Genomic DNA, 23,972 nt, shown 5'->3' with positions numbered 1-23,972 from the left:
CTCCGGGAGGACAGACAAAACTATAGGACCAGCTCGCTCAGTTTCCATAGGCGCTCGGCGCTTTTAGGTCGATGGCATAGGGCATGACATCCGGCGTGCCGGTCAGCGGACCCCGGCATGCATCGGCAGCACGCCGCCATCTTCATAGCGCACCGGAATAAGGGCTAGCGTCTCAGTTTGAATTGGAAGATTCGCTATGCCGTCTCGCCGGGTGTACGATGCCTTGTAGTCCGATCTACGGAGCATTCACGGAGCATAGCTATGCGTGGTTTGATCCTTGGCTTGGCTGCCCTCGTGGCCACCTCATCATTTGCGCAGGCAGCAGGCGACATCACCGCTGGCCAGAAAGTCATGGCGCGATGCACAGCATGCCATGGCAAGGATGGCCTCGGCAAACTGTCTTACACGCCCAATATCGCCGGGCAGAAGTACGACTATCTCGTCCACTCGCTGATGGCTTACAAGGCCGGCGAGCGCAAGAGTCAAATGATGTCGCTGGTCGTCAAGAGCCTTACCGATGAAGACATCGCCAATGTTGCGGCTTACTATGCCGCGATCAAGATTACCGTCGAAGCTCCGCCTTAAGCCCCTTTTTGTAACGTCCGCGCGGTTCCGGCCTAGGCGCGACCGGAGTCGGTCAAATTGACAGTGCGGCCGATCTCCCGCATCCTTATACCGCCGCCATATCTTGCGGCTCGTGTGTATGAGTTTGCCATGGTCAATCCCGTCGCCAGCCAGAAGTCCAAACGCGCCGCGGTGCGCAAGGCGCTTGACCGTCACAAGGTGTACATCACCGCGCAAAGCTTTTCCGGTGGGGTCTACTCCGCCCGCGTGCTGGTCGATGGCGAGGCCTACTGGGTCGATGAATTCCGGCTGAGCCAGCTGCAACAGGGGCTGACTCCGGCCGAGCTGGACTTGATGCCAGCCGCCGACGATTGAGCATTCCAGGATGAAGAGGGCAAGGTTGGCGGGACAGCACCCCCCTCTGTCCTGCCGGACATCTCCCCCACAAGGAGGGAGATTAGCCGTTTCGCCGCCGGCACCCTTTTTGCATCGCTGGAAATTGACGAAGGCATACGCGTCATCCGATCTCCCCCCTTGCGGAGGAGATGGCCGGCAGGCCAGAGGGGGGTGTGAAGGAACGCGACGCCTGCAAGCCGGCCATGCCGCCGCTCCCGCCTAACTCATGCCTCCCTCCAAGCTCAAATCCTACCGCGCCAAGCGCGAATTCAATCGCACACCGGAACCGGCGGGCGGGCTCATTTCAGGCGACGGCAACCGCTTCGTCGTGCACAAGCATCACGCCACGGCCGACCATTACGATCTGCGCCTGCAGGTCGGCGGCGTGCTGAAAAGCTGGGCGGTGCCGCGCGGGCCTTCGCTCAACCCGGCCGACAAGCGGCTCGCCGTCGAGACCGAGGACCATCCGCTGGAATATATCGACTTCGAAGGTGTCATTCCCGAAGGCGAATATGGCGGCGGCCCGATGATCGTCTGGGACACCGGCACCTGGGCGCCGATGGACGATGTCGACAAGAGCCTGCGCACCGGCGCGTTCAAGTTCCGGCTAGCCGGGCAAAAACTCAATGGCGGCTGGATGCTGACCCGGCTGAAGCCCAAGCCCGGCGAAGACGAGAACAAGAAGAACTGGTTGCTGTTCAAGGAGCGCGACCTCGCCGCCGACACCAGCCTCGATATCCTGGAAGCGCGGCCGGAAAGCGTGAAATCGGGCAAGCGCATCGAGGAGCTAGTGGCGCCGCCGAAGAAGCCGGCCCGCCTGCCGCCCAAACCCGGCGCGCTGAAACCCGGCGCGCTACCCGGCGCTGTCAAAGGCGATCCGCCGTCGCGCATCGAGCCGCAACTCGCAACCCAGGTGCCGAAGCCACCGGGCGGGCCTGTGGAGGATACGGGCGAGCTCTGGCTGCATGAGATAAAATTCGACGGCTATCGCACCATGGCGCATATTGCGGGTGGTGAGGTCCGGCTGATCACCCGCGGTGGTATCGACTGGACGAAGCGCTATGGCGACCTGCCGCAGGCCTTTGCAAAGCTGCCTCTCGACCAGGCGATCATCGACGGCGAGATCATGGTGCTGGACGGCAAGGGCATTTCCCGTTTCGCCCTACTGCAGGATGCGCTGTCGGCGGGTGCCGGCTCCAAATTGCATTTCTACGCCTTCGATCTCTTGCATCTCGACGGCTGGGATCTGCGCAAGGCGCCGCTGCAGAAGCGCAAGGCTCTGCTCGCGGAGCTGCTCGCAGGCCTCGGCGCCAACTCCGCCATCCAGGTGAGCGATCATGTCGAGGGCGACGGGCAAGGGCTCTACGAGCAGGCCTCGAATCTTGGGCTGGAAGGCGTCGTGTCCAAGCGCGCCAACGCCATCTACCAGAGCGGCTGCACCAAGAGCTGGACCAAGGTGAAGGCGCTGCAGAATGGCGACTTCATCATTGCCGGCTACACCGTCTCCGACGCGGCCGAAGGGCTGGCCGCGCTCGGTATGGCCGAATTCGAGCATGGCGAACTGCATTATCGCGGCAAGGTCGGCACCGGCTTCGATGCCGCAACCGCAAACGAATTGCTGGCCCGGCTGGAGCCGCTTCGAGATGGCGCGACCGCGCCCGAGGGCGTGCCGCGCGAGATCATGCGCGAGATGAAATGGGTGCGGCCGCTGCTGTCGGCGCGCATCCACTATGCCAACCGTACGGCCGACAATTCGTTGCGCCATGGCGTGTTCCGTGGGTTGCGCGATGTCGGCCTGTCGACGCCGGTGTCGCAGAAGCGCAAACGGCTGATCGCCGAGGCAGACCTCGCCACAATCTGGGTGACCAATCCGGAGCGGCGGCTGTTTGGCAAGACAGGGCCGACCAAACTCGACATCGCCGTCTATTACGCGCTGGTCGGCGACTTCATGCTGCCGCACATTATGGGCCGCCCGGTGTCGCTGGTGCGCTGTCCGACCGGCCTGCCGAAGGACTGTTTCTTCCAGCGCCACGCCTTCACCGGCATGCCGCCATCCGTCGTCACTTTCGAGACCGCCAATTCCGAAGGCGAGGTCAAGTCCTATCTGTCGGTAGAAGGCGCCAAAGGCTATCTGGCGCTGGCGCAGTTCGGCGTCGTCGAGTTCCACACTTGGGGTACGCATCGCACCAGCCTCGACAAGCCCGATCTGATCGTCTTCGACCTCGATCCGGGCGAGGGCATTGCCTGGCGTGAAGTGGTGGAGGCTGCGGTCCACATCAAGGGCGAGCTGGAGCAGCTCGGCCTGGTGCCGTTCGCCAAGACCTCAGGCGGCAGCGGCATCCACATAACGGTGCCGGTGACGCAAAAGCAGAACTGGAAAAAGCTGCATCAGGCGACCAGCGCCATTGCCACCCATCTTGCGACCACCGCGCCCGATACCTTCACCACGACCATGGGGAAGGAAAACCGCAAGCGCCGCATCTTTATCGACTATCACCGCAACGCGCGCGGCCACACCTCCGCCGCCCCCTATTCGCTACGGGCCCGCACCAACCTGCCGGCCTCGACGCCGGTGAGCTGGAGCGATCTGGAGGCAATCGATGCGCCACAGGATCTGAACTATTCCTCACTGCCGGGCCTGTTGGCGACGTCGGGCGATCCCTGGGCGGACATGGAGGATTTCGCAAGGGATTTGCCGGCTTTCAAGATCTAGGGTTCCTCGCCCCCACAACGTGGGGGAGGGGTGTCCGCGTAGCGACGGAGAGGGGGCTTGCGCCGACGCTCCAAGGTTCAGACGCCCCTTGGAAACACTCAGGCTTGCGCCATCCCCCTCTCCGTCTCGGCTTCGCCGAGCCACCTCTCCCCCGCTCCGCAGGGGCGAGGAACCGGTGCTGCGCCATCGACGCTCCAGACAATTTGAATTATCCTCTCGCCTGAGCCCTTGAAACATTTCGTCAGGAATTTGATGTAGCGTTAGGGATCGATGTAGGATTTCCGCAGCCCCGTTCGTCCTCCGGACGAAGCGCTGCATCGGTGTGTCAGTGCATGGCCGCGTAGGAGAGAGTTCATGGCGCCCAGGGCAAGTTGGAAAGGTTACCTCAAGCTCAGCCTCGTCAGCTGTCCGGTCCGGCTCTATCCGGCAACGACGACCAGCGAGCGGATCTCGTTCAATCAGCTGCACAAGAAGACCCACAATCGCATCAACATGAAGCCGGTCGACCCTGAGCTGGGGCTGGTCGAGCGTTCGGATCTGGTCAAGGGCTACGAGTACGAGGACAAGCAGTACATCATCATCGATGATGCCGACCTCGATACGGTCAGGATCGAATCCAACCACACGATGAACATAGAGGCCTTTGTCGACGAGGACGAGGTCGACGTCATCTACCAGGATGCGCCGTACTACATGGCTCCGGATGGCGCCATGGCCGAGGAAACCTTCGCCGTGCTGCGCGAGGCCATGCGCAAGTCCGGCAAGCTCGCCATCGCCCGCCTTGTGCTGTCCAGCCGCGAGCGCGTGGTGACGATCGGTGCCCGCGAAAACGGCATGTTCGTGTGTACCTTGAGGAACCCGAACGAAGTGCGCGGCACGGCTGAATATTTCGGCAATATCCCGGCGGGAAAACCCGACGCCGAAATGCTGCAACTCGCCGAAGCGCTGATCAAGCAGAAGGAAACCACCTTCGACCCGAAGAACTATGAGGACCGCTACGAGATCGCACTGATGTCGATGATCCGCGAGAAGCTCAAGGGCCACAAGCCGATCATTGCGGCTGCCCCGGAACGCGGCAATGTCATCAACCTGATGGATGCGCTGAAGGCCAGCCTCTCGCAATCGGCCAAGCCTCCAGCCAAGTCGAAGAGCAAAGCCGATGAGGCTGAGAAGCCGGCCGCCAAGGCAAGCACTGCAAAGAGTGGGGCAGGTGCCGCCAAGGAAAACCCGTTGAAGGCCAACCTGCTGAAGGCCGTCGGCAAGAGCAAGGGGTGACGGCGCCCACCGGTATAACCTCCGGCGCCGTCTTCGGCACCATCGGCGCGCTGGCGGCATTTCCGCTGCGGCTCGCCGCGCGCGAGGTCGAACGCCGGCACGGCCAGTTGCGGCGCGGCGTCACCAGGCGCACCAGCCATGTTGTGTTCGGGCGCACGCTGCTTGCCAGGGCCGGCATGGCGAAGGCCGGTGATGCCGAGATAGAGCGCCGCGTCTCAGCCGAGCGCACCGCCGGGCGAACGCTCCTTAGCGAAAATGGCTTCCTACGCCTGCTCAGCCTGATGAAGACGCCGGAGGCGTCCTCGCTGTCCAGGCAGTCACTCATCGACCAGTCAAAACTGTCGGGCGCCGACCTCGACCTGCTCAGCCTTTTCGACGCTTTCGAGCATGATGGCGAGCCCTATTCCTTCCGCGACCTCATCCTCGCCCGCAAATATGCCGGGCTGGTGGCCGGCGGCGCCTCATGGGGCGCGATTGCCCGCTCGGTGCACCGCTCCGGTCCGGTCGCCTCGCTCACCGCCAAGTCCCTCAATGTCGGTTCGCAGCATGGCCGCCCCGATGCGATCTATCTCGAAGGCGGCCAGAGCGAACTCGACGGCCAGTTGCTGTTCGATCTCGGCAGTGCAAGTGCTGCCGGCTACGATACGCTGGAAGACTTGTTCGCAGAGGCTGAAAGCGCGGAAGAGCAGGGCGATCACGAGCAGGCCGCGTTCCTTTACCAGCGCTGCCTCAGCATCGATCCGAGCGACGCGATCGCCGCCTTCAACCGCGCCAACTGCCTGCGCGGCGCCGGCCGTGTCAGCGAGGCCGCACACGACTATGCAAGGGCGATAAAGCTCGACCCGGCCTTCGTCGAGGCGTGGTTCAACCTCGCCGGCCTGATGAGCGACGAGGGCAAGATCGCGTCGGCGCGCCGGCACCTGCAAAAGGCGATCGCGCTCGACAAGACCTATGCCGATCCGGTCTTCAACCTCGCCCGTCTGGAGTTTGACGTCGGCAATCTGGCGGAGGCCCGGCGGAACTGGGTGCGCTATCTCGAACTCGACGCGGACAGCGAATGGGCGCGGACTGCGCAGAAGGGAATACAGTTCGTGGATTTGCAGCTGGCGGGGGAGAGAGATGTTCGCGCTTGAGCACCCCCCTCTGGCCTGCCGGCCATCTCCCCCACAAGGGGGGAGATCAAGCGCTTCGCGGCCTTTGCCTATCTCCATCGTTGGGCGGTTGGGCAAGGCGCCTGAACCGCCAATCTCCCCCCTTGCGGGGGAGATGCCCGGCAGGGCAGAGGGGGGTGTGACGGAACTCGGCCTCAGCAGGAAGGCCACCTCATGACCACCTTCCTCTTCGACGGCCACGACACCGGCCCCGTCACCGTCCTGCTTGCCCATGGCGCCGGCGCGTCGATGGATTCCCCCTCGATGACCGCTACCGCCAAGGCGCTTGCCACTGCCGGCTTCCAGGTCGCGCGCTTCGAATTCCACTATATGGCGGCGCGCCGCTACGGCCAGCGCAAGCCGCCACCGCGCGCCGAGACCGTCAACCCCGAATACATCAAGGCGATCGCCGACCTGCGCGCCAGGGGCGTCACCGGAAAGCTGATCATCGGCGGCAAGTCGATGGGCGGGCGCGTCGCCTCGATGGTGGCCGACGAGATGTTCGCCAATGGCGAGATCGCCGGCGTCATCTGCCTCGGCTATCCCTTCCATCCGCCGGCCAAGCCGGAGCAACTGCGGACGAAGCATCTTGTCGGCTTGAAGACGCCGACGCTGATCTTCCAGGGCACACGCGACGAGTTCGGCACCAGGGAAGAGGTCGCGACCTACGGTCTTTCCGATGCCATTGAGATCATCTGGCTGGAGGACGGCGACCACGATCTGAAGCCGCGCAAGGCAATCTCCGGCTTTTCGACTGCGGATCATCTGAAGACGCTGGCGGAAACTGTGAAGGCATGGGCGGACAGGATCGCCTCCTGATCGCCGCCCCAAGGCAGACCGATGAAACTAGCCTCCTTCAACATCAACAACATCAACGGCCGACTGCAAAATCTGCTGGCATGGCTGGCCAAAGCCAAACCCGATGTCGTCTGCCTGCAGGAACTGAAGGCGCGCGACATGCAGTTTCCGCGCACGGTGCTGGCAGAGGCCGGCTATGGCGCGGTGTGGAAGGGCGAGCCGACCTGGAATGGCGTCGCCATACTCGCGCGAGGATCCGAACCGGTGCTGACCCGTGACGTCCTGCCCGGCGATGAGGCCGACAGGCAGAGCCGCTACATCGAGGCGGCCGTGAACGGTATCGTCATCGCCTGCCTCTATGCCCCCAATGGCAACCCGCAACCGGGGCCGAAATTCCAGTACAAACTGGCCTGGCACGAAAGGCTGGAGGCGCATGCCGGTGAGCTATTCGACACCGGCCTGCCGGTGGCGCTGGTCGGCGACTACAACATCGTGCCCGAGCCGCGCGACATCTACGCCACCCGTTCCTATGACGACAATGCGTTGGTGCAGCCGGAGAGCCGCGCATCGTTCCGGCGGCTGCTCGAGCAGGGTTGGATCGATGCGCTGCGCAAAAAATACCCGAAGGAAACGCTCTACACTTTCTGGGACTACCGCCGTAACCGCTGGCCGCGCGACGCTGGCCTGAGGCTCGACCACATTTTGCTGACCAAGACACTGGCGCGCCGCCTCAAAGCTGCCGGTATCGACCGCGATATCAGAGGTGAGGACGGCGCCAGCGACCACGCGCCGGTATGGGTGGAGTTGAAGTGAGCTTGGCTGAGGCTGCGTGATCTCAACCACTTTCATATCGGGCATCTTGCGATACGCATTTCGTCGCTAGTCTCATGAACGGGTGGGCCGAAGCGCGGGCCGAGGGGAGAGCCAATGAACAGGGACAGGGCGCTTGCATTGCTCTTGCTGGCGATTGGCGTGGTCTGTTTCGCCATGCAGCGTCTGGCGCAAGGCGATGCAAGTATTGCTGCTTCCTTCGCATCCATTCGCCTGGTTGCCTTGTTCGTTGCGGGCGCGGCCTGCGTGGTCGGGGCGATCTTGTTTTTTGCCGGTGCGTTGCCGGCACCTCCGAACCACCTGTCGGGCACGCCGCTGTTCGGTCGGGCGGCGGAGGTGCAAAACCCCGGCAGGCCCAAGCTGCGGCGAACCTTCCTGGTTCTGCTGGCAACTGTCGTCCTGGCGTTGCTGGCCGATCGGTTCGGCCCTTGGCGTGGTGCTGGCCCTGGCGGTGACGTGGCCGCACCAAAGGAGCCCGCCGAACCCAAGAGCAACGAGCCGAAGGACATAGCCAGCGCGCCGGCGCCGCCCGCTGCGCCAACACCGCCCGCGCAAGCGGCTCCGCCACCCGTACAGGCAACCAACCCGCCAGAGCCTCCGGTCCAACCGCCTTCGGCGCCGGCGAAGCCGTCCGAGGTCGCTCTTGCTCCGGCGACACCGCCACCGGAAGCAGCTCCGCCGCCGGCTCCGGCCTCGCCGCCACAAGCCGCTCTTCCTTCGCCACCGGAAACGGTGGCGCCCTTGCCGCCGGCCGAACCGCCGCTGCCGACCGAGCCCGACGGCCACCGCGATGCCGTCGTCTGGCTCGCCGTGTCAGCCGATGGCCACGACATCATGAGCGCCAGCACCGACCACATGATCAAGCTATGGGACATCGCCGGCAAGCGATTGATCCGCAACCTTGGTGAGCACAAGGACATGGCGCGCACGGCGCTGTTCATGCCCGGCGGCGCCACCGCGCTGACCGCCGGCGACGACGGCGAGATCGTGCTGCGAAAGCTTGCCGACGGCACGGTGCTGCATGTCTTCTCGTCGGGCGACAATGGCGGCGTGCGCAAGCTGGCGATCAGCCCGGACGGCAAGCGGGCCGTCAGCGGTCACGACACCGGCAACGTCATCGTCTGGGACCTCGTCAACAAATCCGCGCTGCATGTGCTGACTGGGCATGATTGGCCGATCAGCACCGTCGCCATCTCGCCCGACGGCACGCGCGCGCTGAGCGGCTCCATCGACGGCACGCTTAAATTCTGGGACGTCGAAAACGGCAAGCAATTGCGCAGCTGGCACGGCCATGAGCAGGGCGCGTACGGCGCCGTCTTCACCGCCGACGGCCATCACGTCATCACCGGCAGCGGCGATTACACGATCAAGCTCTGGGACCTCGACACCTTCAAGGAGGTGCGCCGCTTCGAGGGCCACGAAGGCACCGTCTATACGCTGGCGCTGTCATCCGACGGCAAGCGCCTGGCCTCCGGCTCGCTCGACGGCACGGCGCGGCTATGGGATGTCGACACCGGCAGCCAGATCGCCATGTTCGACAGCCGCACCGGCCCGATCTACGCCGTCGCCTTCGCGCCCGACGGCACGCTGCTGACCGGCGGCGACGACCGCACCATCAGGGATTGGCCAGCAGCGGGCGGCGACGGCGAGATACTGTTCGCCGGCGCGCCGCAGTGAGGGGCGTGTTGGTCGGTTGGAGGAGGCTTGCATAACGGCTGATCCCCACACCGGAGAGATGGCCGGCAGCCAGCTTCGTTCAATCCTGTTTCTCAACCAGCTTTGGACTACGCGAGAATGTGAGCGGTCCTAGCAAGATTCTGTCATACAACAGACATCGGCAGCGAATACCAAAAACTGTCTTTTATCTGTCAATTTTGGAGGTCACTTATGCTTCGCCCCCTGATCGCGCTTGCGGTCACGACAAGTCTTGCCAGTGCTGCTGGCGCAGCCACGATCTATCCTCTCGACCGCGCCACCATCCTCGCCCAGTCGCCCTTCGACCTGAAGGTCGAATTCGACAAGGTCGTCACCCCCGACCAGGTCACGGTGACGATCAACGGCAAGCCGGCCGAAGAGGTCCTCGGCAAAAAGGTCGAGTTCGTGGAGAAGGAAGAGGGGGTCGATGCCTCCGCGATTCTGATCCGGGCCGCCAGCATCAGCCAGCCCGGCACCTATGAGATCGAAGCCAAGGCCGGCGACGAGACCAAGTCCGTCAAATGGGAGGTGTTCGGAACTTCCGCGACGCCTCGTGCCAAGAACGTCATCTTCCTGCTCGGCGACGGCCTCTCCGTCGCGCATCGCACCGGCGCGCGAATCATGTCCAAGGGCATGACCGAAGGCAAGGCGAACGGCCGGCTCAACATGGACGATCTCGACCATATGGCCTTCATCGGCACGTCGTCGACGAACGCCATCGCCACCGACAGCGCCAACACCATGTCGGCCTACATGACCGGCCACAAGACGGCGGTGAACGCGCTCGGCGTCTATGCCGATCGCACCAAGTCGAGCCAGGATGATCCGAAGGTCGAGACCATCGCCGAGGCTCTGCGGCGCACCGGCAAGAAGTCGATCGGCGTCGTCTCGACGGCCGAGGTCGAGGACGCCACCCCCGCAGCCGTCGTCTCCCATACGCGCAGCCGCAGCGACAAGGCCGACATCGTCGGCATGTTTTATCAGACGCAGCCTGACGTCATCCTCGGCGGCGGCTCCGCCTATTTCCTGCCGCAGAGCACGGCCGGCTCCAAGCGCAAGGACGACACCGACTACATCGCAAAATTCCGGGATGCCGGATACGCCCTTGCCACCGACAAGACCGAACTCGAGGCCGCGTCCAAGACCAACACCGGCAAGATCCTCGGCCTATTCCACACCGGCAACATGGACGTCACGCTCGACCGCGATTTCCTCAAAAAGGGCACCGTGGAAACCTTCCCCAACCAGCCGGGCCTGGTCGAAATGACCAATGTCGCGCTCGGTGAACTGTCGAAAAACCCGGACGGCTTCTTCCTGATGGTCGAAGGCGCCTTGATCGACAAGATGTCGCATCCGATGGACTGGGAGCGCTCCATGGTCGAGGTCATCGAGTTCGACAAGGCGGTCGGCATTGCCATGGAATTCGCCAAGACCCACCCCGACACGATGATCGTCGCCACCGGCGACCACACCCACAGCGTCTCCATCTTTGGCACCATCGACGACAACAAGCCGGGTCCGGAGATGCGCGACAAGGTCGGGGTCTATGCCGACGCGGGCTTCCCGAACTACGAGGACAAGAATGGCGACGGCTATCCCGACAGCGTCGATGTCTCGCGCCGTCTGGCGATCTTCGGCGCCAACTTCCCCGACTATTACGAGACGTTCCGTCCGAAGCTCGACGGTCCGTTCGTGCCGACGGTGCAGAACGAGGCCAAGGAATACGTCGCCAACGAGAAGTACAAGGACGTACCCGGCGCGGTGCTGCGCAAAGGCAATTTGCCGAAGAACGCCGAAAGCGCGGTTCATGCCGTCGATGACGTCGTGCTGCAGGCCACCGGTCCTGGCGCGGAAGGCTTCAAGGGCTACATGGAAGAGAGCGACGTTTACCGCGTGCTGGCCGATGCCTTGGGACTTGCGCCGGCGACGAACTGAGCCGCGCGGACTATGATTGATTCCGGCCGCTCCATTCGCTTCCGCAGGGATGCGGATGAAGCGGGCCGGGACGGCGGTTCGGGCGCTGACGGCGCCCGGGCCTGTCGACAAGGAGGACTACGGATCATGGCGTGTAGACCGATTACCCGCCGCGGCACGCTGCTCGGTTCGGCTGCGGTCTGTTTTTCCTGGGCTTTGCGCGCCGCGTCGGCAGCCGCCGCGCCGCTCACCTTCGATGACCTCTACGGCAAGATCGGCGTGCTGGGCATGACCTTCTCCGACAAGGTCAAAAGCCTTGCCGGTCAGGACGTCACCATGCAGGGTTTCATGGCGCCGCCGCTCAAGGCCGAGGCGAAATTCTTCGTCCTGACCGAGATACCGATGGCGCTGTGCCCGTTCTGCTCATCCGACGCCGACTGGCCCGACAACATCGTCGTCATCTATCTCGACCAGGCACAAACCTTCGAACAGGCAAACGCCCTCATTGAGGTGGCAGGCAGGTTGGAAACCGGCTCCTGGACCGACCCGGAAACCGGCTTCGTCAGCCTTTTGCGCATCGTCGACGCGCATTTCCACCGGGCGTAGCGATCATGCTTGGCCTGTCCGTAAGGGATTTACGGGTTTCCTTCCGCGACCTTGAGAAGCCTGCGCTCACCGTGCCCGCGCTGGACATCCGGGCTGGCGAAAAAGTCGCTGTCACCGGGCCCTCGGGTTCGGGCAAGACGACCTTCATCAACATCGTGACCGGGCTGGAAAGGATACGCCATGGCTCGGTGCGCTGGCGCGACACCGAACTTTCCAGCCTCTCCGAAGCCAGGCGTGACCGCTGGCGTTCCGCGAATGTCGGCCTGGTTATGCAGGAGTTTTATCTGTGCCCCGGCCTGTCGGCGCTGGAAAACGTCCTGCTGCCCGGTAGACTGTCAAGGGTTCGCCCCGTGTCCGAACTGAAGGCGGAAGGACTGCGGCTGCTCGAACGGGTCGAAATCGAGCGTCCGGGACAGCCGGTCGAAACCATGTCGCGCGGACAGATGCAGCGGGTTGCCGTTGCCAGGGCGCTGGTGACGAGGCCGGCCATTATCGTCGCCGACGAGCCGACCGCCAGCCTCGATGCCGATTCCGGAATTGCGGTGGCGAACCTGTTGCTGCAATTGGCGGGCGAGGCGGGAACCACCCTTATCGTCGCCAGTCACGAGAAACGGCTCATAGAAAGGCTGGGCCGGATCATCCGCCTGGAAGCCGGTCAGGTGACGCGCGATACCGGCGCGTCGCAGGCGATGGCCGAGCGCGATGAAGCTTTCTGACCTCGCAGATGGAAAAGCCCGTGGGAGAAAGGAATAGCCGATGCTCCGCTTCATCGCCGCGGATCTGAGGCGACACTGGATCGGCGTGGCTGCCGTGGCGTTGCTGATTGCGCTTGCGACCGCGCTCGGCGTTGCCGTCACGCTCAGTGAGCGGGCGCTGCGATTGGGCAGCGCGCAAGCGGCGGATGCTTTCGACCTGGTGATCGGCGCGCCGGGCAGTGAAACCCAGCTGGTGCTGTCCTCCGTGTTTCTGCAGGCGGCACCCTTGTCGCTGATGCCGGGCGATGTGCTGGCCGGCCTCGTCAGGGACAAGCGGGTGGCCTGGGCGGCACCCGTCGGTTTCGGTGATTTCGTCGAAAGCTTTCCGATCGTCGGAACCACGCAAGCGCTGGTCGACGGGCTGGGCGGCGTCACCGAAGGCCGCACATTCGCAGTGCTTGGCGATGCGCTGGTCGGCGCCTCGGTTCCCAAAAGCGTCGGCGCCCGCTTTCATCCCGCGCATGGACAGCTGCATGCGGCGACCGAGATCCACAATGATTTCACCTATACGATTGTCGGGCGCCTCAGCCCCACCGGCACCGCCTGGGACCGGGCGATCATCGTGCCGATCGAGGCGGTCTGGCATATCCATGAACACGAGAATGGACGCGCCGGAATTGCAGCACTTGTCGAGCAGGTTGACGCACAAGACGGTGCCGCACCGCACGGTTTCGATGCGCCGATCAACCCCGATGCCGTCCTCGATCCTTCGGCGTCCGGCCTGCCGGCAATCGTGGTGAAACCGCACACCATCGCCGACGCCTACAAGCTGCGCCAACAGTATCGCAGCGACCGCACGCTGGCGGTCTTTCCCGGCGAAGTGCTGACCCGGCTTTATGGAACCCTCGGTGATGCAAGGCGGATCCTGTCCATGGTCGCGGCCGGCGCGCAATTCCTCGTCGCGGCGGCAATTCTTCTGGTTGTCATCGTCCATATTCTGCAGCGACGGCACCAGATCGGCGCCTTGCGCGCCTTCGGCGCGCCACGCCAGGTGGTGTTCGGGATCGTCTGGGTGGAAACGTTCGTCATCGTCGGCGCCGGGGTTTTGCTCGGTTTTCTCTTCGGCTATATCGCGGCTCGAACCATCGCCCATACGATGGGCGAAATGAGCGGCTTTTCGATGCCGGTGATGTTCCGCATCGAGGATATGAGCTCGGCGCTGATCCTGCTTGTCGTCGCGGGCCTGGCTGCGGTCGTGCCGTCGGTGCTGGCCTATCGGCAATCGCCGGCGCAGGCGCTGAGGAACTGATGCGAGGTTGGGCGCTTGAACACCCCCCTCTGGCCTGCCGGCCATCTCCCCCGCAAGGGGGGAGATCAGCAGTTCGGGCGCCTCTGCCCATCTTGAATACCGCTAAATGGCGAAAGCATAGATGACAGCCAATCTCCCCCCTTGCGGGGGAGATGCCCGGCAGGGCAGAGGGGGGTGTGAAGCAACGCCAGCCGAGCAAACCTGCCATGCCCAACCTCCACCTCGTCGAAGCCTCGATCGCCGACCTGCGCCTTGCGCTTGAGTCTGGCACCGTCACCAGCGTCGAACTGGTCGGCGCCTATCTCAGGCGCATCGCGCGTTACGACCGCCATGGCATCGCGCTCAACGCCGTGCCGGTGCTCAATCCGCAAATGTTCGACGAGGCTGCCGCCTCCGACCTGCGCCGCGCGAAGGGCACCACGCTCGGGCCGCTCGACGGCATCCCCTACACCGCCAAGGACAGCTACAAGGTGAGGGGCATGACGGTGGCTGCCGGATCGCCGGCCTTCGAGCATCTCGTTGCCAATGAGGACGCTTTCACCATCGCCCAACTGCGGGCCGGCGGGGCTGTGCTGATCGGGCTGACCAACATGCCGCCAATGGCCAATGGCGGCATGCAGCGCGGCGTCTATGGCCGCGCCGAAAGCCCTTACAATGCCGAGTACCTGACCGCCGCCTTCGCCTCCGGCTCGTCCAACGGTTCGGGCACGGCGACGGCCGCGAGCTTCGCTGCCTTCGGGCTGGGTGAAGAGACATGGTCGTCGGGGCGGGCGCCGGCGTCCAACAACGCGCTGGTCGGCTACACGCCGTCGCGTGGCGCCATTTCGGTCAGGGGTAACTGGCCGCTGGTGCCGACCATGGATGTGGTGGTGCCGCATACGCGCGGCATGGCCGATATGCTGGAATTGCTCGACGTGATCGTCGCCGACGACGCGCACACGCGCGGCGATTTTTGGCGTGCGCAGCCCTGGGTGACGATCCCAAAAAGTACCGATCTCAGGCCATCAAGCTACGCGACGCTCCAGTTCGAAGGCTCCTTAAAAGGCAAGCGCCTCGGCGTGCCGAAAATGTATATCGGCAAGGATGCCGATGCCACGCGGCCGATAGGAACCCGCGTCTCGGTGCTCGACCTCTGGCAGCAAGCGGCGCGCGATCTCGAACGGCTCGGTGCTGAGGTGATCGAGGTCGATTTTCCTGTCGTCTCCAATTACGAGCGCGATCGTCCTGGCGCGAAAACCATGGTCGAGCGCGGGCTGGTGCCTGAAGGTTTTGCGGAGCACGAAATCTGGGACCTCTGCATCTGGGGCTGGGACGATTTTCTGCGCGCCAATGCCGATCCCGCCATCCCCGATCTGACCGCGGTCGACGGCCCAAAGGTTTTCCCGCAGCCGCCGGGCGCGTTGCCCGACTGCTATGGCGATGACGGGTTCGATCTGGCCGACTATGTCACCCGCGCCAGGCAGGGCGTGACGCCGTTCCAGGACATCCCCACGCTGGCGGAAGGGCTCAAGGGATTGGAGGCAACGCGCCGGATCGACTTCGAGGACTGGATGGATGCGAACAGGCTCGACGCAGTAGTGCTGCCGGCTGTAGCCGACGTCGGGCCGGCCGATGCCGATGTCAATGACGCCTCGGCAGCCCTTGCCTGGCGCAATGGCACCTGGGTCGCCAACGGCAATTTGGTCTGGCGCCATCTCGGCATCCCGACCGTCACCGTGCCGATGGGCACGATGGCCGATATCGGTATGCCGGTGGGACTGACATTTGCCGGCAAGGCCCATGACGATGTGCGGCTGCTGCAATTCGCCGGCGATTTCGAGCGCTCGGCGAAGCGCCGCATCAGTCCGTCGCGCACGCCAGAATTGCCGGACGATGTGTTTGCAGCGCGCGGTGGATCGCGGCCCAGCGATGCGGCGCCGCTGGTGCTCACGCTAACCGCCGAAACGATACGGCAAGGAGACCAGGCCGAGATCGCTGTAGCGGTCGAACTCGATGCCAATGACGCGGAGACCGCAGGCGTCAAAGTCCACGTCAATGGCGAGCCCGTCGCCATGCAGCAAAGCGGCACACGATGGCATGGCAGCATCCTGGTGCCTGTCGCCGAGCATGAGCGAACGCACAGCGTGTGGCGCGGCGCCTATGGATCAATCGTCACGGCAATAGTGCGTCTGCCGGATGGACGCACTGCCGGTGCTTATGTGGTGACGGGTGGGATCGGGTGAGGGTGAGCTAATCTCCCCCACGAGGGGGGAGATCAGCAGCTTCGCCGCTTGACCCATCCACCTCCCGCACTATCTTGGCGCCATGTCAAAAGCTCCCCTCATCGTCATCGATCTCCAGACCAACATGTTCGACGGGCGCGTCGAGCCGCCGATCCATGATGCGCCGGGCATTGCCGCGCGTACCCGCTCGCTGATCGACTGGGCGCGGCGCGAGGGCCGCAAGGTCGCCTTCGTCAGGCATGACGGGCCGGCCGGCGATCCGCTGGCGCCGGGCGAGCCGGGTTGGCCGGTATGGCCGGAACTCGGCCAGGCCAAGGACGAGCCGACATTCTCCAAGAACGTACGCAACGCCTTTTCCAATCCCGAGCTTGGCGCATGGGTGGCCGGGCAGGGCGCCGGCGAAGTCGTGCTCGCCGGCGCGCAAACCGATTTCTGCATCGCCGGCACCGTCAAGGGCGCGCTGGCTGAAGGCCTCGCCGTCACCATCGTGTCCGACGCCCACTCTACGCTGGATGCCGAGGGCGAAACCGCCCCGGAGATCGTCGCGCGCTATAATGCGGCCTTCGCCGAAGATGGCGTCACGCTGGTGACGACGAAGGTGTTGACGGGCTGAGCGACCGGAGACAGGAGACCAATTTGCCAAGCCTGACCTTGCCGGCCGAAGGCGGCTGCCGCTGCGGACGCGTGCGGCTCAGGATTTCGGCAGCCCCCTTGCTGACCATGGCCTGCCATTGCACCGGCTGCCAGACCATGTCGGCCAGCGCCTATTCGCTAAGCGCCGCCATTCCCTCGGACGGCTTCGAAATAACGCAGGGCGAGCCGGTGATCGGCGGCTTGCACGGCGCCTCGCGCCACTATTTCTGCCCGCATTGCATGAGCTGGATGTTCACCCGTCCGGAAGGGCTCGACTGGTTCGTCAATCTGCGCCCGACCATGCTCGATGAACACGGCTGGTTCACGCCGTTTGTCGAGACCTGGACCAGCGAGAAACTGCCCTGGGCAACGACGCCTGCGGTGCATAGCTACGAAGCGCTGCCGGCCTTTGAGGCGTATGAGGCGCTGGTGGCCGAGTTTGCGGAAGCTGAAGACTGAGCGCCTACCTTCTCGGCGCTGCGCGCCAATCCACCTTCTCCCACAAGGGGACAAGGCAAAGCGCAGCTTCATACAAAAAAATCCATCGAATCGATTGCGCAAACGTTTCGATCACCCTAAGCTTCCCCGAAATCCGCCGACAGAGCGGACGGGAAACGCATAGGGAGGAGCGCTTGCAAGCGCTGAGTTTTATTGCCGACAATGGCTGAAGTGGCGCGGCGCGCCGGCGTGTCGGTGTCGACCGTTTCGCATGTCGTCAACAACACGCGCTTCGTTTCGCTGGAGAAGGCGAAGCTGATCAACGACGCCATTGCCGCCATGGGCTATCAGCCCAACGAGCTGGCGCGGTCGCTGAAAGCGTCGACCACCAACAGCGTCGGCCTGGCCATCTCGGCGATTTCCAATCCCTATTTCACCGACATCATCTGCGCCGTCGAAGCCGAATGCGCGCGGCTCGGCCTGATGGTCTTTCTCTCCGACACGCAGGAAGACCCGGACCGCGAACTGCAAGTGGTGCGCGCCTTCCACCAGCGCCGCGTCGACGGCGTCATTCTGGCGCCGTCGGGCTCGCCGCAGCGGGCCGTCGACTATCTCGCCGACAAGAAGGTGCCCTGTGTGCTGATCGACCGTTTCGCCGACGACCGCTTCGACCAGATCGGCGTCGAGAACGACACGGCGATGCGCGCGCTGATCGACCATGTCGTCTCCTTCGGTCACAAGCGCATCGGCTACATCGCCGGGCAGCCGGGGCTGGCGACGACGCGCGAACGCATCGAGGCGTTCCAGGCTTCGCTCGCCGCCAATGGACTTGAAAGCGTGCCGCACTATGTCTCGCCGGAGAATATCGACACGGCGGCAGCGACCGCATCGACGCATGCGATCCTGTCGCTGCCCACGCCGCCCACCGCATTGGTCACCGGCAACAACATGACGACGATCGGGGCAGTCCGCGCCATCCGCGAAAAAGGTCTTTCGATCCCGCGCGATCTGTCGCTGGTCGGCTTCGACGATTTCGAATGGGCCGACTGTTTCGAGCCAAGGCTGACACTGATCGAGCAGCCCTGCACCGAGATCGGCCGCCAGGCGGCGGCGCTGCTCAGCGCCCGCATCGCGGCGATCGGATCCGCGCCCCGCGCCGTGCGCCTGCAGGCGACGCTGCACGCGCGACAATCCTGCGGGAGGCCGAAATGACCGCGCCGCTTCTGGTGATGACCGGCGCCGTGAAACGCTTCGGCGGCGTGCAGGCGCTGCGCGGCGTCGACTTCGACCTGAAGGCCGGCGAGATCCACGCGCTGCTCGGCGAAAACGGCGCCGGCAAGTCGACGCTGATGAACCTTTTGTCGGGCGTCTACACGCCGGACGAAGGCACGATCGAGATCGACGGCAAGCCCGTCCGCTTCAACAACCCGCGCGAAGCGCAGGCGGCCGGCATCGCCACCATCTTCCAGGAACTCGACCTGGTGCCGTCGCTCGACGTCGCGGCCAATCTGTTCCTCGGCCGCGAACTGATGCGTCCCGGCGGCTTCCTCGATGTGCCGGCGATGCGCCGCGAGGCCAAGAGGCGGCTGGAAGCGATTGAGATCGCCATCGATCCAGGCGCGATGGTGGCCGACCTGTCGATCGGCCAGCGCCAGGTGGTGGCCATCGTCAAGGCGCTGTCCTATGCCTCGCGCGTGCTGATCATGGACGAGCCGACGGCAGCCCTCACCGTCGGCGAGGTCGAGCGTCTCTTCGACATCATGCGCAAGCTCGCCGCCACCGGCGTCGGCATCGTCTACATCTCGCACAGGCTGGAGGAAGTGCCAGGCATTGCCGACCGGGTGACGGTGATGCGCGACGGCCGTGTGGCCGGCATCACCGAGCCGCACGCGCCGCAGGCCGAACTGGTACGGCTGCTGGTCGGGCGTCCGCTGGACGAGCTTTATCCGCAGCGCGCCAAAGGGGCGGGCAAGCCGCTGCTCAGCCTGAGGAACGCCAGCTTCAAGCTCGCCCGCGACAGCGCCGGCTGGCAGGCGCCGCAAGGGGTTTCGCTCGATGTCCATGAAGGCGAGATCGTCGGTCTTGCCGGCATCATGGGGGCAGGGCGCACCGAGCTCTTGTCCGCCCTCTATGGCACCGGCCTGTCCGGGCGCTGGGAGGGCGAGGTCGCCATATCGGGCCGGCCGGTGAGACTCGATTCCATCAAGGCCGCCCGCCACGCGGGCATCGCCTTCGTCACCGACGATCGCAGGGGCTCAGGCCTGATGCTGCGCATGGCGGTCGGCCTCAATCTGGTGATGTCGGTGATATCTAGGATCTCGCCGAACTGGCTGGTGTCGCCGCGCCGCCAGGCCGAGGCGGTGAAGGAGTCCTTCGGCCAGTTCGATATTCGCCCGAAGAACCCCGACATCGCCGTCGGTGCGCTGTCGGGCGGCAACCAGCAGAAGGTGGTGCTGGCCAAGGAAATCCTCGGCAACCCGCGCCTGCTGCTGCTCGACGAGCCGACGCGTGGCGTCGATGTCGGCGCCAAGGGCGAGATCTACGCGCGGCTCAGGGCACTCGCGGCGCAAGGGCTGGGCATACTGGTGGCGTCCAGCGAGATGCCGGAGCTGATCGGCCTGTGCGACCGCATCGTGGTGCTGCGCCAGGGGCGCAATGTGGCGGAATTCATGGCTGGCGTCGACGAGCACACGGTGCTGGCCGCGGCAAATGGCAGGGAGGCCTGATGTCTGACGACAAGATTTCGGCGGCAAGCGCGCCCGTGATGGCTGCGCCTCAAAAACATCGCGATCCGCTGGCGCTCATCGTGCGCTTCCAGAGCCTGATCGGCCTGGTGCTGGTGGCGATCGGCGGCATCATCTTCTCGCCGCGCCGCCATGGCGAGATCCTGTTCCTCAACCCCGACAACATCGCCAACATCGTGCGCGCCGTGTCGGAGACCGGCATCATCGCCATCGGCATGACCTTCGTCATCATCACCGCCGGCATCGACCTGTCGGTCGGCGCGGTGCTTGGCCTGTCCAGCGTCGTCACCGCCTCGATGATGATCTCCGGCGGCTTCGGGCTGATCCCCACCATCCTCGCCGTGCTGGTCATGGGCATCGTCTTCGGCGCCATCCAGGGCACCATCTCCACCCGCTTCAGGCTGGAACCCTTCATCGTCACGCTGGCCGGGCTGCAGGCCGCGCGCGGCCTGGCGCTGGTCGTCTCCGGCAATCAGTACATCAACATTTCCTATGGCGACGGGCCGGGCCTGGCGCCGCCGGTGTTTGCCGTGCTGGGCGAGCGGCTGTTCAACAACACCGTGCCGGTGGCCACACTTGTCTTCATAGTCTTTGCCGCCATTGCCACGATCGTGCTCAACACCACGCGCTTCGGCCGCTATGTCTTTGCCGTGGGCGGCAATGAGCGCGCCGCGCGCATTTCCGGCGTGCCGGTGTCGATGGTGAAGATCTCGGTCTACGCCATCACCGGCTTTGCTGCAGCCCTTGCCGGCATCGTGCACGCCGGCCAGTTCAATTTCGGCAGCGCCAATGACGGCATGGGCTATGAGCTGACGGCCATCGCCGCCGTGGTCATCGGCGGCACCAGCCTGTTCGGCGGCGCCGGGTCGATGGTCGGCACCGTCGCCGGCACCATTATGCTCGGCGCACTCGCCAACATCCTGCAGCTCAACAACATCACGCCCGCCATGCAGTTGCTCGCGACCGCCGCGATCATCGTCCTGGCGGCAGTGCTTCAATCCCTCGTTCGCCGCCGCGAGGGGTTGGGTCGTTAGTGCATGTCGCGCAAAAGTGACATCGGTTTTGCGATAACGACATGCATCAACAAACAAGGAGGAAGACGGCAAAAACAGGAACGTCAACCAAGGTCTGGCCCCGGCCCGACGAGGAGGAGAGTGAGTATGAAAACGATCTTATCGACCGTGCTTCTGGCAGGCTCGTGCCTGTGCGTAGCGGGAACGGCCTACGCCGCCGATCCAATGGTGAAAGCCTGCGCCAAGGACGGCCAGTTCATCATCGGCTTTTCGCAGGCCAACAATGCCGAGCCCTACCGCCAGCACGTCAATGACGAGCTGGAGGCCGCGGCCAAGGAAGTGCCCGGTTTCACGCTGCAGATCGCCGACGGCGCCGGAAACGTCAACACGCAGACCTCGCAGGTCGACAATTTCATAACCCAGAAGGTGGACATCCTGTTGATCTCGCCCTTCGAGGCCGCACCGCTGACGCCGGCGGTGAAGCGCGCCATGGATGCCGGCATCCCGGTCATCGAGCTCGACCGCAAGACCGTCGGCGACCCCGGCAAGGACTACACCGCCTTCATCGGCGGCGACAATTACAAGATCGCCATGGAAGCCGGCAAATACACCGCGAAAACCCTGCTGCCCGATGGCGGCGAGACGGCGGTGCTGGAGGGCTTGCCGAGCTCGACGCCGGCGGTGGAACGCCTCAACGGCTTCAAGGACGGCGTCAAGGAAAACGCCAAGATCCAGGTCGTGGCCGAGCAGGCCGCCGACTGGGTGCCGGACAAAGCGCAAGTCGCGTTCGCCGCCATGCTGCAGGCGCACCCCGACATCAAGGTGCTCTACGCCTCCAATGACATGATGGCCGCCGGCGCGCTGCTCGCCGCCAAGGGCGCAGGCAAGGACGTCAAGATCATCGGCACAGACGGCCTGCCAGGCCCGGCCGGCGGCATCGAGGCGGTCGCCAAGGGCGACTGGGCCGCAACCTTCACCTACCCGACGGGCGCCAAGGAAGCGATAGAGATGTCGAAAAAGATCCTGCTCGACTGCGCGACGTCGGTGGAGCCGACGGTGACGGTGGAGACGACCGCGATCACGGCGGAGAATGCGAAGCAGATGATGGGGAAGTAGGGCTGGCGATCACCTTGCAAGAATCAGTGGCAAGGCCCCCTTCGCGGGCCTTGCCACGTTTGTTCCGCCGCTGCCGCTCACAAAACCATCCTCAAGCTCAACTTGACCAATCACAAGGCCGACGACATTGTGGGCCGCGAGTTGCAGTTCGTTAGCCAAGTGGTCGTGTGGCAATGGATTTTCGCGACGCCATCGATAGAGCGCTGGCCTGGGCCGGCGGATGGTTCGACTATGCCGCCACGCCATGGTTCGTCTATCAGGTCGGCATCATCGCCTCGCTCTTTGTGGTGGCGAAGCTGGCGGCGCTGCGGGTCGAGCCTCTCGTCGAGAACCAGGCACGCCAGATCAAGGGTCATCCTGGACTGTTAAGGGTCGTCATCGCGCTGTTGCGGCGCACCGACTGGATCCTGTTCATTATCTTCCTGTTTGCCGCGCTCAACCTGTTGCTCGTCATCACCTGGCCGAGCCGCACCCATCTCCTGCTCGTCGCGCTGTTGCTCTCGCTGGCGTGGCTGTTTGCGACCGTGCTGTCGCGCATCATTCGCAACCGCCTCGTCGCTCGCACGCTGGGTTGGCTGGCTTGGATCTACGCGGCCCTTGTCATACTGGGTGTCAGTAATGAGGCGGCCGCCTTCCTCGACAGCCTGGCAATCCCTCTGGGCGCGGTTCGCCTTTCGGCCCTCATGGTGCTGAAGGCGGCGCTGCTCCTGATCGCCACGGTCTGGCTTGCGGTGGTCACCGGCAATTACATCGATGAGCGCGTCCGCCTCTCCGAGGAGCTGACACCGTCGATCCGCGTCCTCGTCGGCAAGGTCGCCGAGATCGGCCTCGTTCTGGTGGCCGGCGCCGTGGCACTTTCGGCCGTCGGCCTCGACCTGACGGCGCTGACGGTGTTTTCCGGCGCCGTTGGTGTCGGTCTCGCTTTCGGGCTGCAGAAGGTTGTTTCGAATTTCGTCTCCGGTGTGATCATCCTGCTCGACAAGTCGATCAAGCCGGGCGACACGATTTCGCTCGAAGGCACCTTCGGCTGGATACGCGAATTGCGGGCGCGCTTCGTCTCGGTGGTGACGCGCGACGGCCGCGAATTCCTGATCCCCAACGAGGACTTCATCACCCAGAGGGTCATCAACTGGTCGTTCAGCGACAACCTCGTGCGCCTCGACGTGAACTTCGGCGTCTCCTACGACGCCGATCCGCACAAGGTCAGCGAACTGGCGATAGAGGCCGCGATCAGCGTCGGCCGGGTTGAGGCCGACCGGCGGCCTGTGTGCTGGCTGACGGACTTCGGCGACTCCTCGCTGAACTTCGTCCTGCGCTTCTGGATCCGCGACCCACAGCAAGGCCTGACCAACGTGCGCGGCAAGGTGCTGCTGGCGCTGTGGGACACGTTCAAGGCAAACGGCATAAGCATCCCCTATCCGCATCGCGAGATCATCATGAAAGAGGCTGGGCCGGTCAGACGAGGGCACGACGACCAGTGATCTTCTCGATGTTGATGCGGAAGAAGAGGTGAGGCGGACTGGCCACCTTGTCCTATCGCTACCAGGTGCCGGGGTGGAGATCATCGAAAATGCCGGGGGAGTTCTCCGCCGTCTTTGCGCGTTGCGAGCCTGACCACCCGTCGAAAATTGGAATCGCGTTGGAGCGAACGCCATTATTTCTGGCGAAACGCCGAGTGGAACGACACAACCAGCGGGCCTAAAATGTAGTCGAGTGCGGTGCGTTCCTCGGTAACGATCATGACCGACGCCGGCATGCCTGGGTAAAGGGCAATCTGTGGGGCCGCTGCCAATTCCATCGGATCGACAGCCACGTCGGCGAGGTAGTAGGGAAACCCGGTCTTGCTGTCGGTGATGCGA

At 64.2% G+C, this 23,972-nt stretch carries 20 protein-coding genes and 1 pseudogene; 20 read left to right on the top strand and 1 reads right to left on the bottom strand.

The features are described from left to right. Positions 1-261 precede the first annotated feature (261 nt). The 20 genes from ACWGTO_RS29405 to ACWGTO_RS29310 all read left to right on the top strand — a co-directional run bounded on the left by ACWGTO_RS29405 (position 262) and on the right by ACWGTO_RS29310 (position 23,594). A complete protein-coding gene (locus tag ACWGTO_RS29405; RefSeq protein ID WP_454578287.1) occupies positions 262-585 on the top strand; it encodes a c-type cytochrome in 324 nt (107 codons plus the stop codon). Between the two features lie 129 nt (positions 586-714). Then, positions 715-939 carry a hypothetical protein gene (locus ACWGTO_RS29400; protein WP_454578286.1) on the top strand — a complete coding sequence of 75 codons (225 nt, stop codon included), beginning with the start codon at positions 715-717 and terminating at the stop codon, positions 937-939. A gap of 247 nt (positions 940-1,186) precedes the next feature. After that, positions 1,187-3,673 carry a DNA ligase D gene (ligD, locus tag ACWGTO_RS29395; protein ID WP_454578285.1) on the top strand — a complete coding sequence of 829 codons (2,487 nt, stop codon included), beginning with the start codon at positions 1,187-1,189 and terminating at the stop codon, positions 3,671-3,673. A 354-nt stretch (positions 3,674-4,027) separates the two neighbouring features. Next, on the top strand, positions 4,028-4,948 hold the full coding sequence (gene ku, locus ACWGTO_RS29390; RefSeq protein ID WP_454578284.1) for a non-homologous end joining protein Ku: 921 nt from the start codon (positions 4,028-4,030) through the stop codon (positions 4,946-4,948). After that, positions 4,945-6,081 carry a tetratricopeptide repeat protein gene (locus ACWGTO_RS29385; protein ID WP_454578283.1) on the top strand — a complete coding sequence of 379 codons (1,137 nt, stop codon included), beginning with the start codon at positions 4,945-4,947 and terminating at the stop codon, positions 6,079-6,081. Before ku ends, ACWGTO_RS29385 begins: the two co-directional genes overlap by 4 nt. 192 nt (positions 6,082-6,273) lie before the next feature. Beyond that, a complete protein-coding gene (locus ACWGTO_RS29380; RefSeq protein WP_454578282.1) occupies positions 6,274-6,918 on the top strand; it encodes an alpha/beta hydrolase family protein in 645 nt (214 codons plus the stop codon). A gap of 21 nt (positions 6,919-6,939) precedes the next feature. Next, positions 6,940-7,710, top strand: coding sequence for an exodeoxyribonuclease III (gene xth / locus ACWGTO_RS29375; protein WP_454578281.1), 771 nt, complete (start codon positions 6,940-6,942; stop codon positions 7,708-7,710). 114 nt (positions 7,711-7,824) lie between these two features. Continuing rightward, positions 7,825-9,405: a WD40 repeat domain-containing protein gene (locus ACWGTO_RS29370; RefSeq protein ID WP_454578280.1), complete on the top strand. Its 1,581-nt coding sequence runs from the start codon at positions 7,825-7,827 to the stop codon at positions 9,403-9,405. A gap of 210 nt (positions 9,406-9,615) precedes the next feature. Then, a complete protein-coding gene (locus ACWGTO_RS29365; protein ID WP_454578279.1) occupies positions 9,616-11,358 on the top strand; it encodes an alkaline phosphatase in 1,743 nt (580 codons plus the stop codon). A 126-nt stretch (positions 11,359-11,484) separates the two neighbouring features. Next, positions 11,485-11,943: a hypothetical protein gene (locus ACWGTO_RS29360; RefSeq protein WP_454578278.1), complete on the top strand. Its 459-nt coding sequence runs from the start codon at positions 11,485-11,487 to the stop codon at positions 11,941-11,943. Between the two features lie 5 nt (positions 11,944-11,948). Continuing rightward, positions 11,949-12,659 carry an ABC transporter ATP-binding protein gene (locus tag ACWGTO_RS29355; RefSeq protein ID WP_454578277.1) on the top strand — a complete coding sequence of 237 codons (711 nt, stop codon included), beginning with the start codon at positions 11,949-11,951 and terminating at the stop codon, positions 12,657-12,659. A 40-nt stretch (positions 12,660-12,699) separates the two neighbouring features. Further along, positions 12,700-13,947 (top strand): ABC transporter permease, encoded by a 1,248-nt coding sequence (locus ACWGTO_RS29350; RefSeq protein WP_454578276.1) that lies wholly within the window; start codon positions 12,700-12,702, stop codon positions 13,945-13,947. A 206-nt stretch (positions 13,948-14,153) separates the two neighbouring features. Beyond that, positions 14,154-16,169: an amidase gene (locus tag ACWGTO_RS29345; RefSeq protein WP_454578275.1), complete on the top strand. Its 2,016-nt coding sequence runs from the start codon at positions 14,154-14,156 to the stop codon at positions 16,167-16,169. An 82-nt stretch (positions 16,170-16,251) separates the two neighbouring features. Continuing rightward, on the top strand, positions 16,252-16,782 hold the full coding sequence (locus ACWGTO_RS29340; RefSeq protein ID WP_454578274.1) for an isochorismatase family protein: 531 nt from the start codon (positions 16,252-16,254) through the stop codon (positions 16,780-16,782). A gap of 23 nt (positions 16,783-16,805) precedes the next feature. After that, complete coding sequence (locus ACWGTO_RS29335; RefSeq protein WP_454578273.1) at positions 16,806-17,261, top strand: GFA family protein; 456 nt, start codon at positions 16,806-16,808, stop codon at positions 17,259-17,261. A 192-nt stretch (positions 17,262-17,453) separates the two neighbouring features. Beyond that, complete coding sequence (locus ACWGTO_RS29330) at positions 17,454-18,452, top strand: LacI family DNA-binding transcriptional regulator (RefSeq protein WP_454578272.1); 999 nt, start codon at positions 17,454-17,456, stop codon at positions 18,450-18,452. After that, on the top strand, positions 18,449-19,966 hold the full coding sequence (locus ACWGTO_RS29325) for a sugar ABC transporter ATP-binding protein (RefSeq protein WP_454578271.1): 1,518 nt from the start codon (positions 18,449-18,451) through the stop codon (positions 19,964-19,966). Before ACWGTO_RS29330 ends, ACWGTO_RS29325 begins: the two co-directional genes overlap by 4 nt. Further along, positions 19,966-21,018, top strand: coding sequence for an ABC transporter permease (locus ACWGTO_RS29320; RefSeq protein ID WP_454578270.1), 1,053 nt, complete (start codon positions 19,966-19,968; stop codon positions 21,016-21,018). The genes ACWGTO_RS29325 and ACWGTO_RS29320 overlap by 1 nt, the downstream gene beginning before the upstream one ends. A gap of 126 nt (positions 21,019-21,144) precedes the next feature. Beyond that, on the top strand, positions 21,145-22,113 hold the full coding sequence (locus ACWGTO_RS29315) for a substrate-binding domain-containing protein (protein ID WP_454578269.1): 969 nt from the start codon (positions 21,145-21,147) through the stop codon (positions 22,111-22,113). 173 nt (positions 22,114-22,286) lie between these two features. Next, positions 22,287-23,594, top strand: coding sequence for a mechanosensitive ion channel family protein (locus tag ACWGTO_RS29310; protein WP_454578268.1), 1,308 nt, complete (start codon positions 22,287-22,289; stop codon positions 23,592-23,594). 173 nt (positions 23,595-23,767) lie between these two features. Here the strand turns inward: ACWGTO_RS29310 and ACWGTO_RS29305 are convergent. Next, a pseudogene (locus tag ACWGTO_RS29305) lies at positions 23,768-23,972 on the bottom strand (HlyD family type I secretion periplasmic adaptor subunit); the annotation flags it as partial.

This window comes from Mesorhizobium sp. PL10 (genome assembly GCF_053714315.1).
This window is presented reverse-complemented; position numbering and strand designations above follow the sequence as displayed.

Bases quoted from the DNA above. Each gene is read 5' to 3' on its own strand.
- ACWGTO_RS29315 (WP_454578269.1), top strand. From the start codon at position 21,145: ATGAAAACGATCTTATCGACCGTGCTTCTGGCAGGCTCGTGCCTGTGC.
- ACWGTO_RS29325 (WP_454578271.1), top strand. From the start codon at position 18,449: ATGACCGCGCCGCTTCTGGTGATGACCGGCGCCGTGAAACGCTTCGGC.
- ACWGTO_RS29320 (WP_454578270.1), top strand. From the start codon at position 19,966: ATGTCTGACGACAAGATTTCGGCGGCAAGCGCGCCCGTGATGGCTGCG.
- ligD (WP_454578285.1), top strand. From the start codon at position 1,187: ATGCCTCCCTCCAAGCTCAAATCCTACCGCGCCAAGCGCGAATTCAAT.
- ACWGTO_RS29365 (WP_454578279.1), top strand. From the start codon at position 9,616: ATGCTTCGCCCCCTGATCGCGCTTGCGGTCACGACAAGTCTTGCCAGT.
- ACWGTO_RS29405 (WP_454578287.1), top strand. From the start codon at position 262: ATGCGTGGTTTGATCCTTGGCTTGGCTGCCCTCGTGGCCACCTCATCA.
- ACWGTO_RS29400 (WP_454578286.1), top strand. From the start codon at position 715: ATGGTCAATCCCGTCGCCAGCCAGAAGTCCAAACGCGCCGCGGTGCGC.
- ACWGTO_RS29370 (WP_454578280.1), top strand. From the start codon at position 7,825: ATGAACAGGGACAGGGCGCTTGCATTGCTCTTGCTGGCGATTGGCGTG.
- ACWGTO_RS29310 (WP_454578268.1), top strand. From the start codon at position 22,287: ATGGATTTTCGCGACGCCATCGATAGAGCGCTGGCCTGGGCCGGCGGA.
- ACWGTO_RS29355 (WP_454578277.1), top strand. From the start codon at position 11,949: ATGCTTGGCCTGTCCGTAAGGGATTTACGGGTTTCCTTCCGCGACCTT.
- ACWGTO_RS29345 (WP_454578275.1), top strand. From the start codon at position 14,154: ATGCCCAACCTCCACCTCGTCGAAGCCTCGATCGCCGACCTGCGCCTT.
- ACWGTO_RS29380 (WP_454578282.1), top strand. From the start codon at position 6,274: ATGACCACCTTCCTCTTCGACGGCCACGACACCGGCCCCGTCACCGTC.
- ku (WP_454578284.1), top strand. From the start codon at position 4,028: ATGGCGCCCAGGGCAAGTTGGAAAGGTTACCTCAAGCTCAGCCTCGTC.
- ACWGTO_RS29340 (WP_454578274.1), top strand. From the start codon at position 16,252: ATGTCAAAAGCTCCCCTCATCGTCATCGATCTCCAGACCAACATGTTC.
- ACWGTO_RS29350 (WP_454578276.1), top strand. From the start codon at position 12,700: ATGCTCCGCTTCATCGCCGCGGATCTGAGGCGACACTGGATCGGCGTG.
- xth (WP_454578281.1), top strand. From the start codon at position 6,940: ATGAAACTAGCCTCCTTCAACATCAACAACATCAACGGCCGACTGCAA.
- ACWGTO_RS29360 (WP_454578278.1), top strand. From the start codon at position 11,485: ATGGCGTGTAGACCGATTACCCGCCGCGGCACGCTGCTCGGTTCGGCT.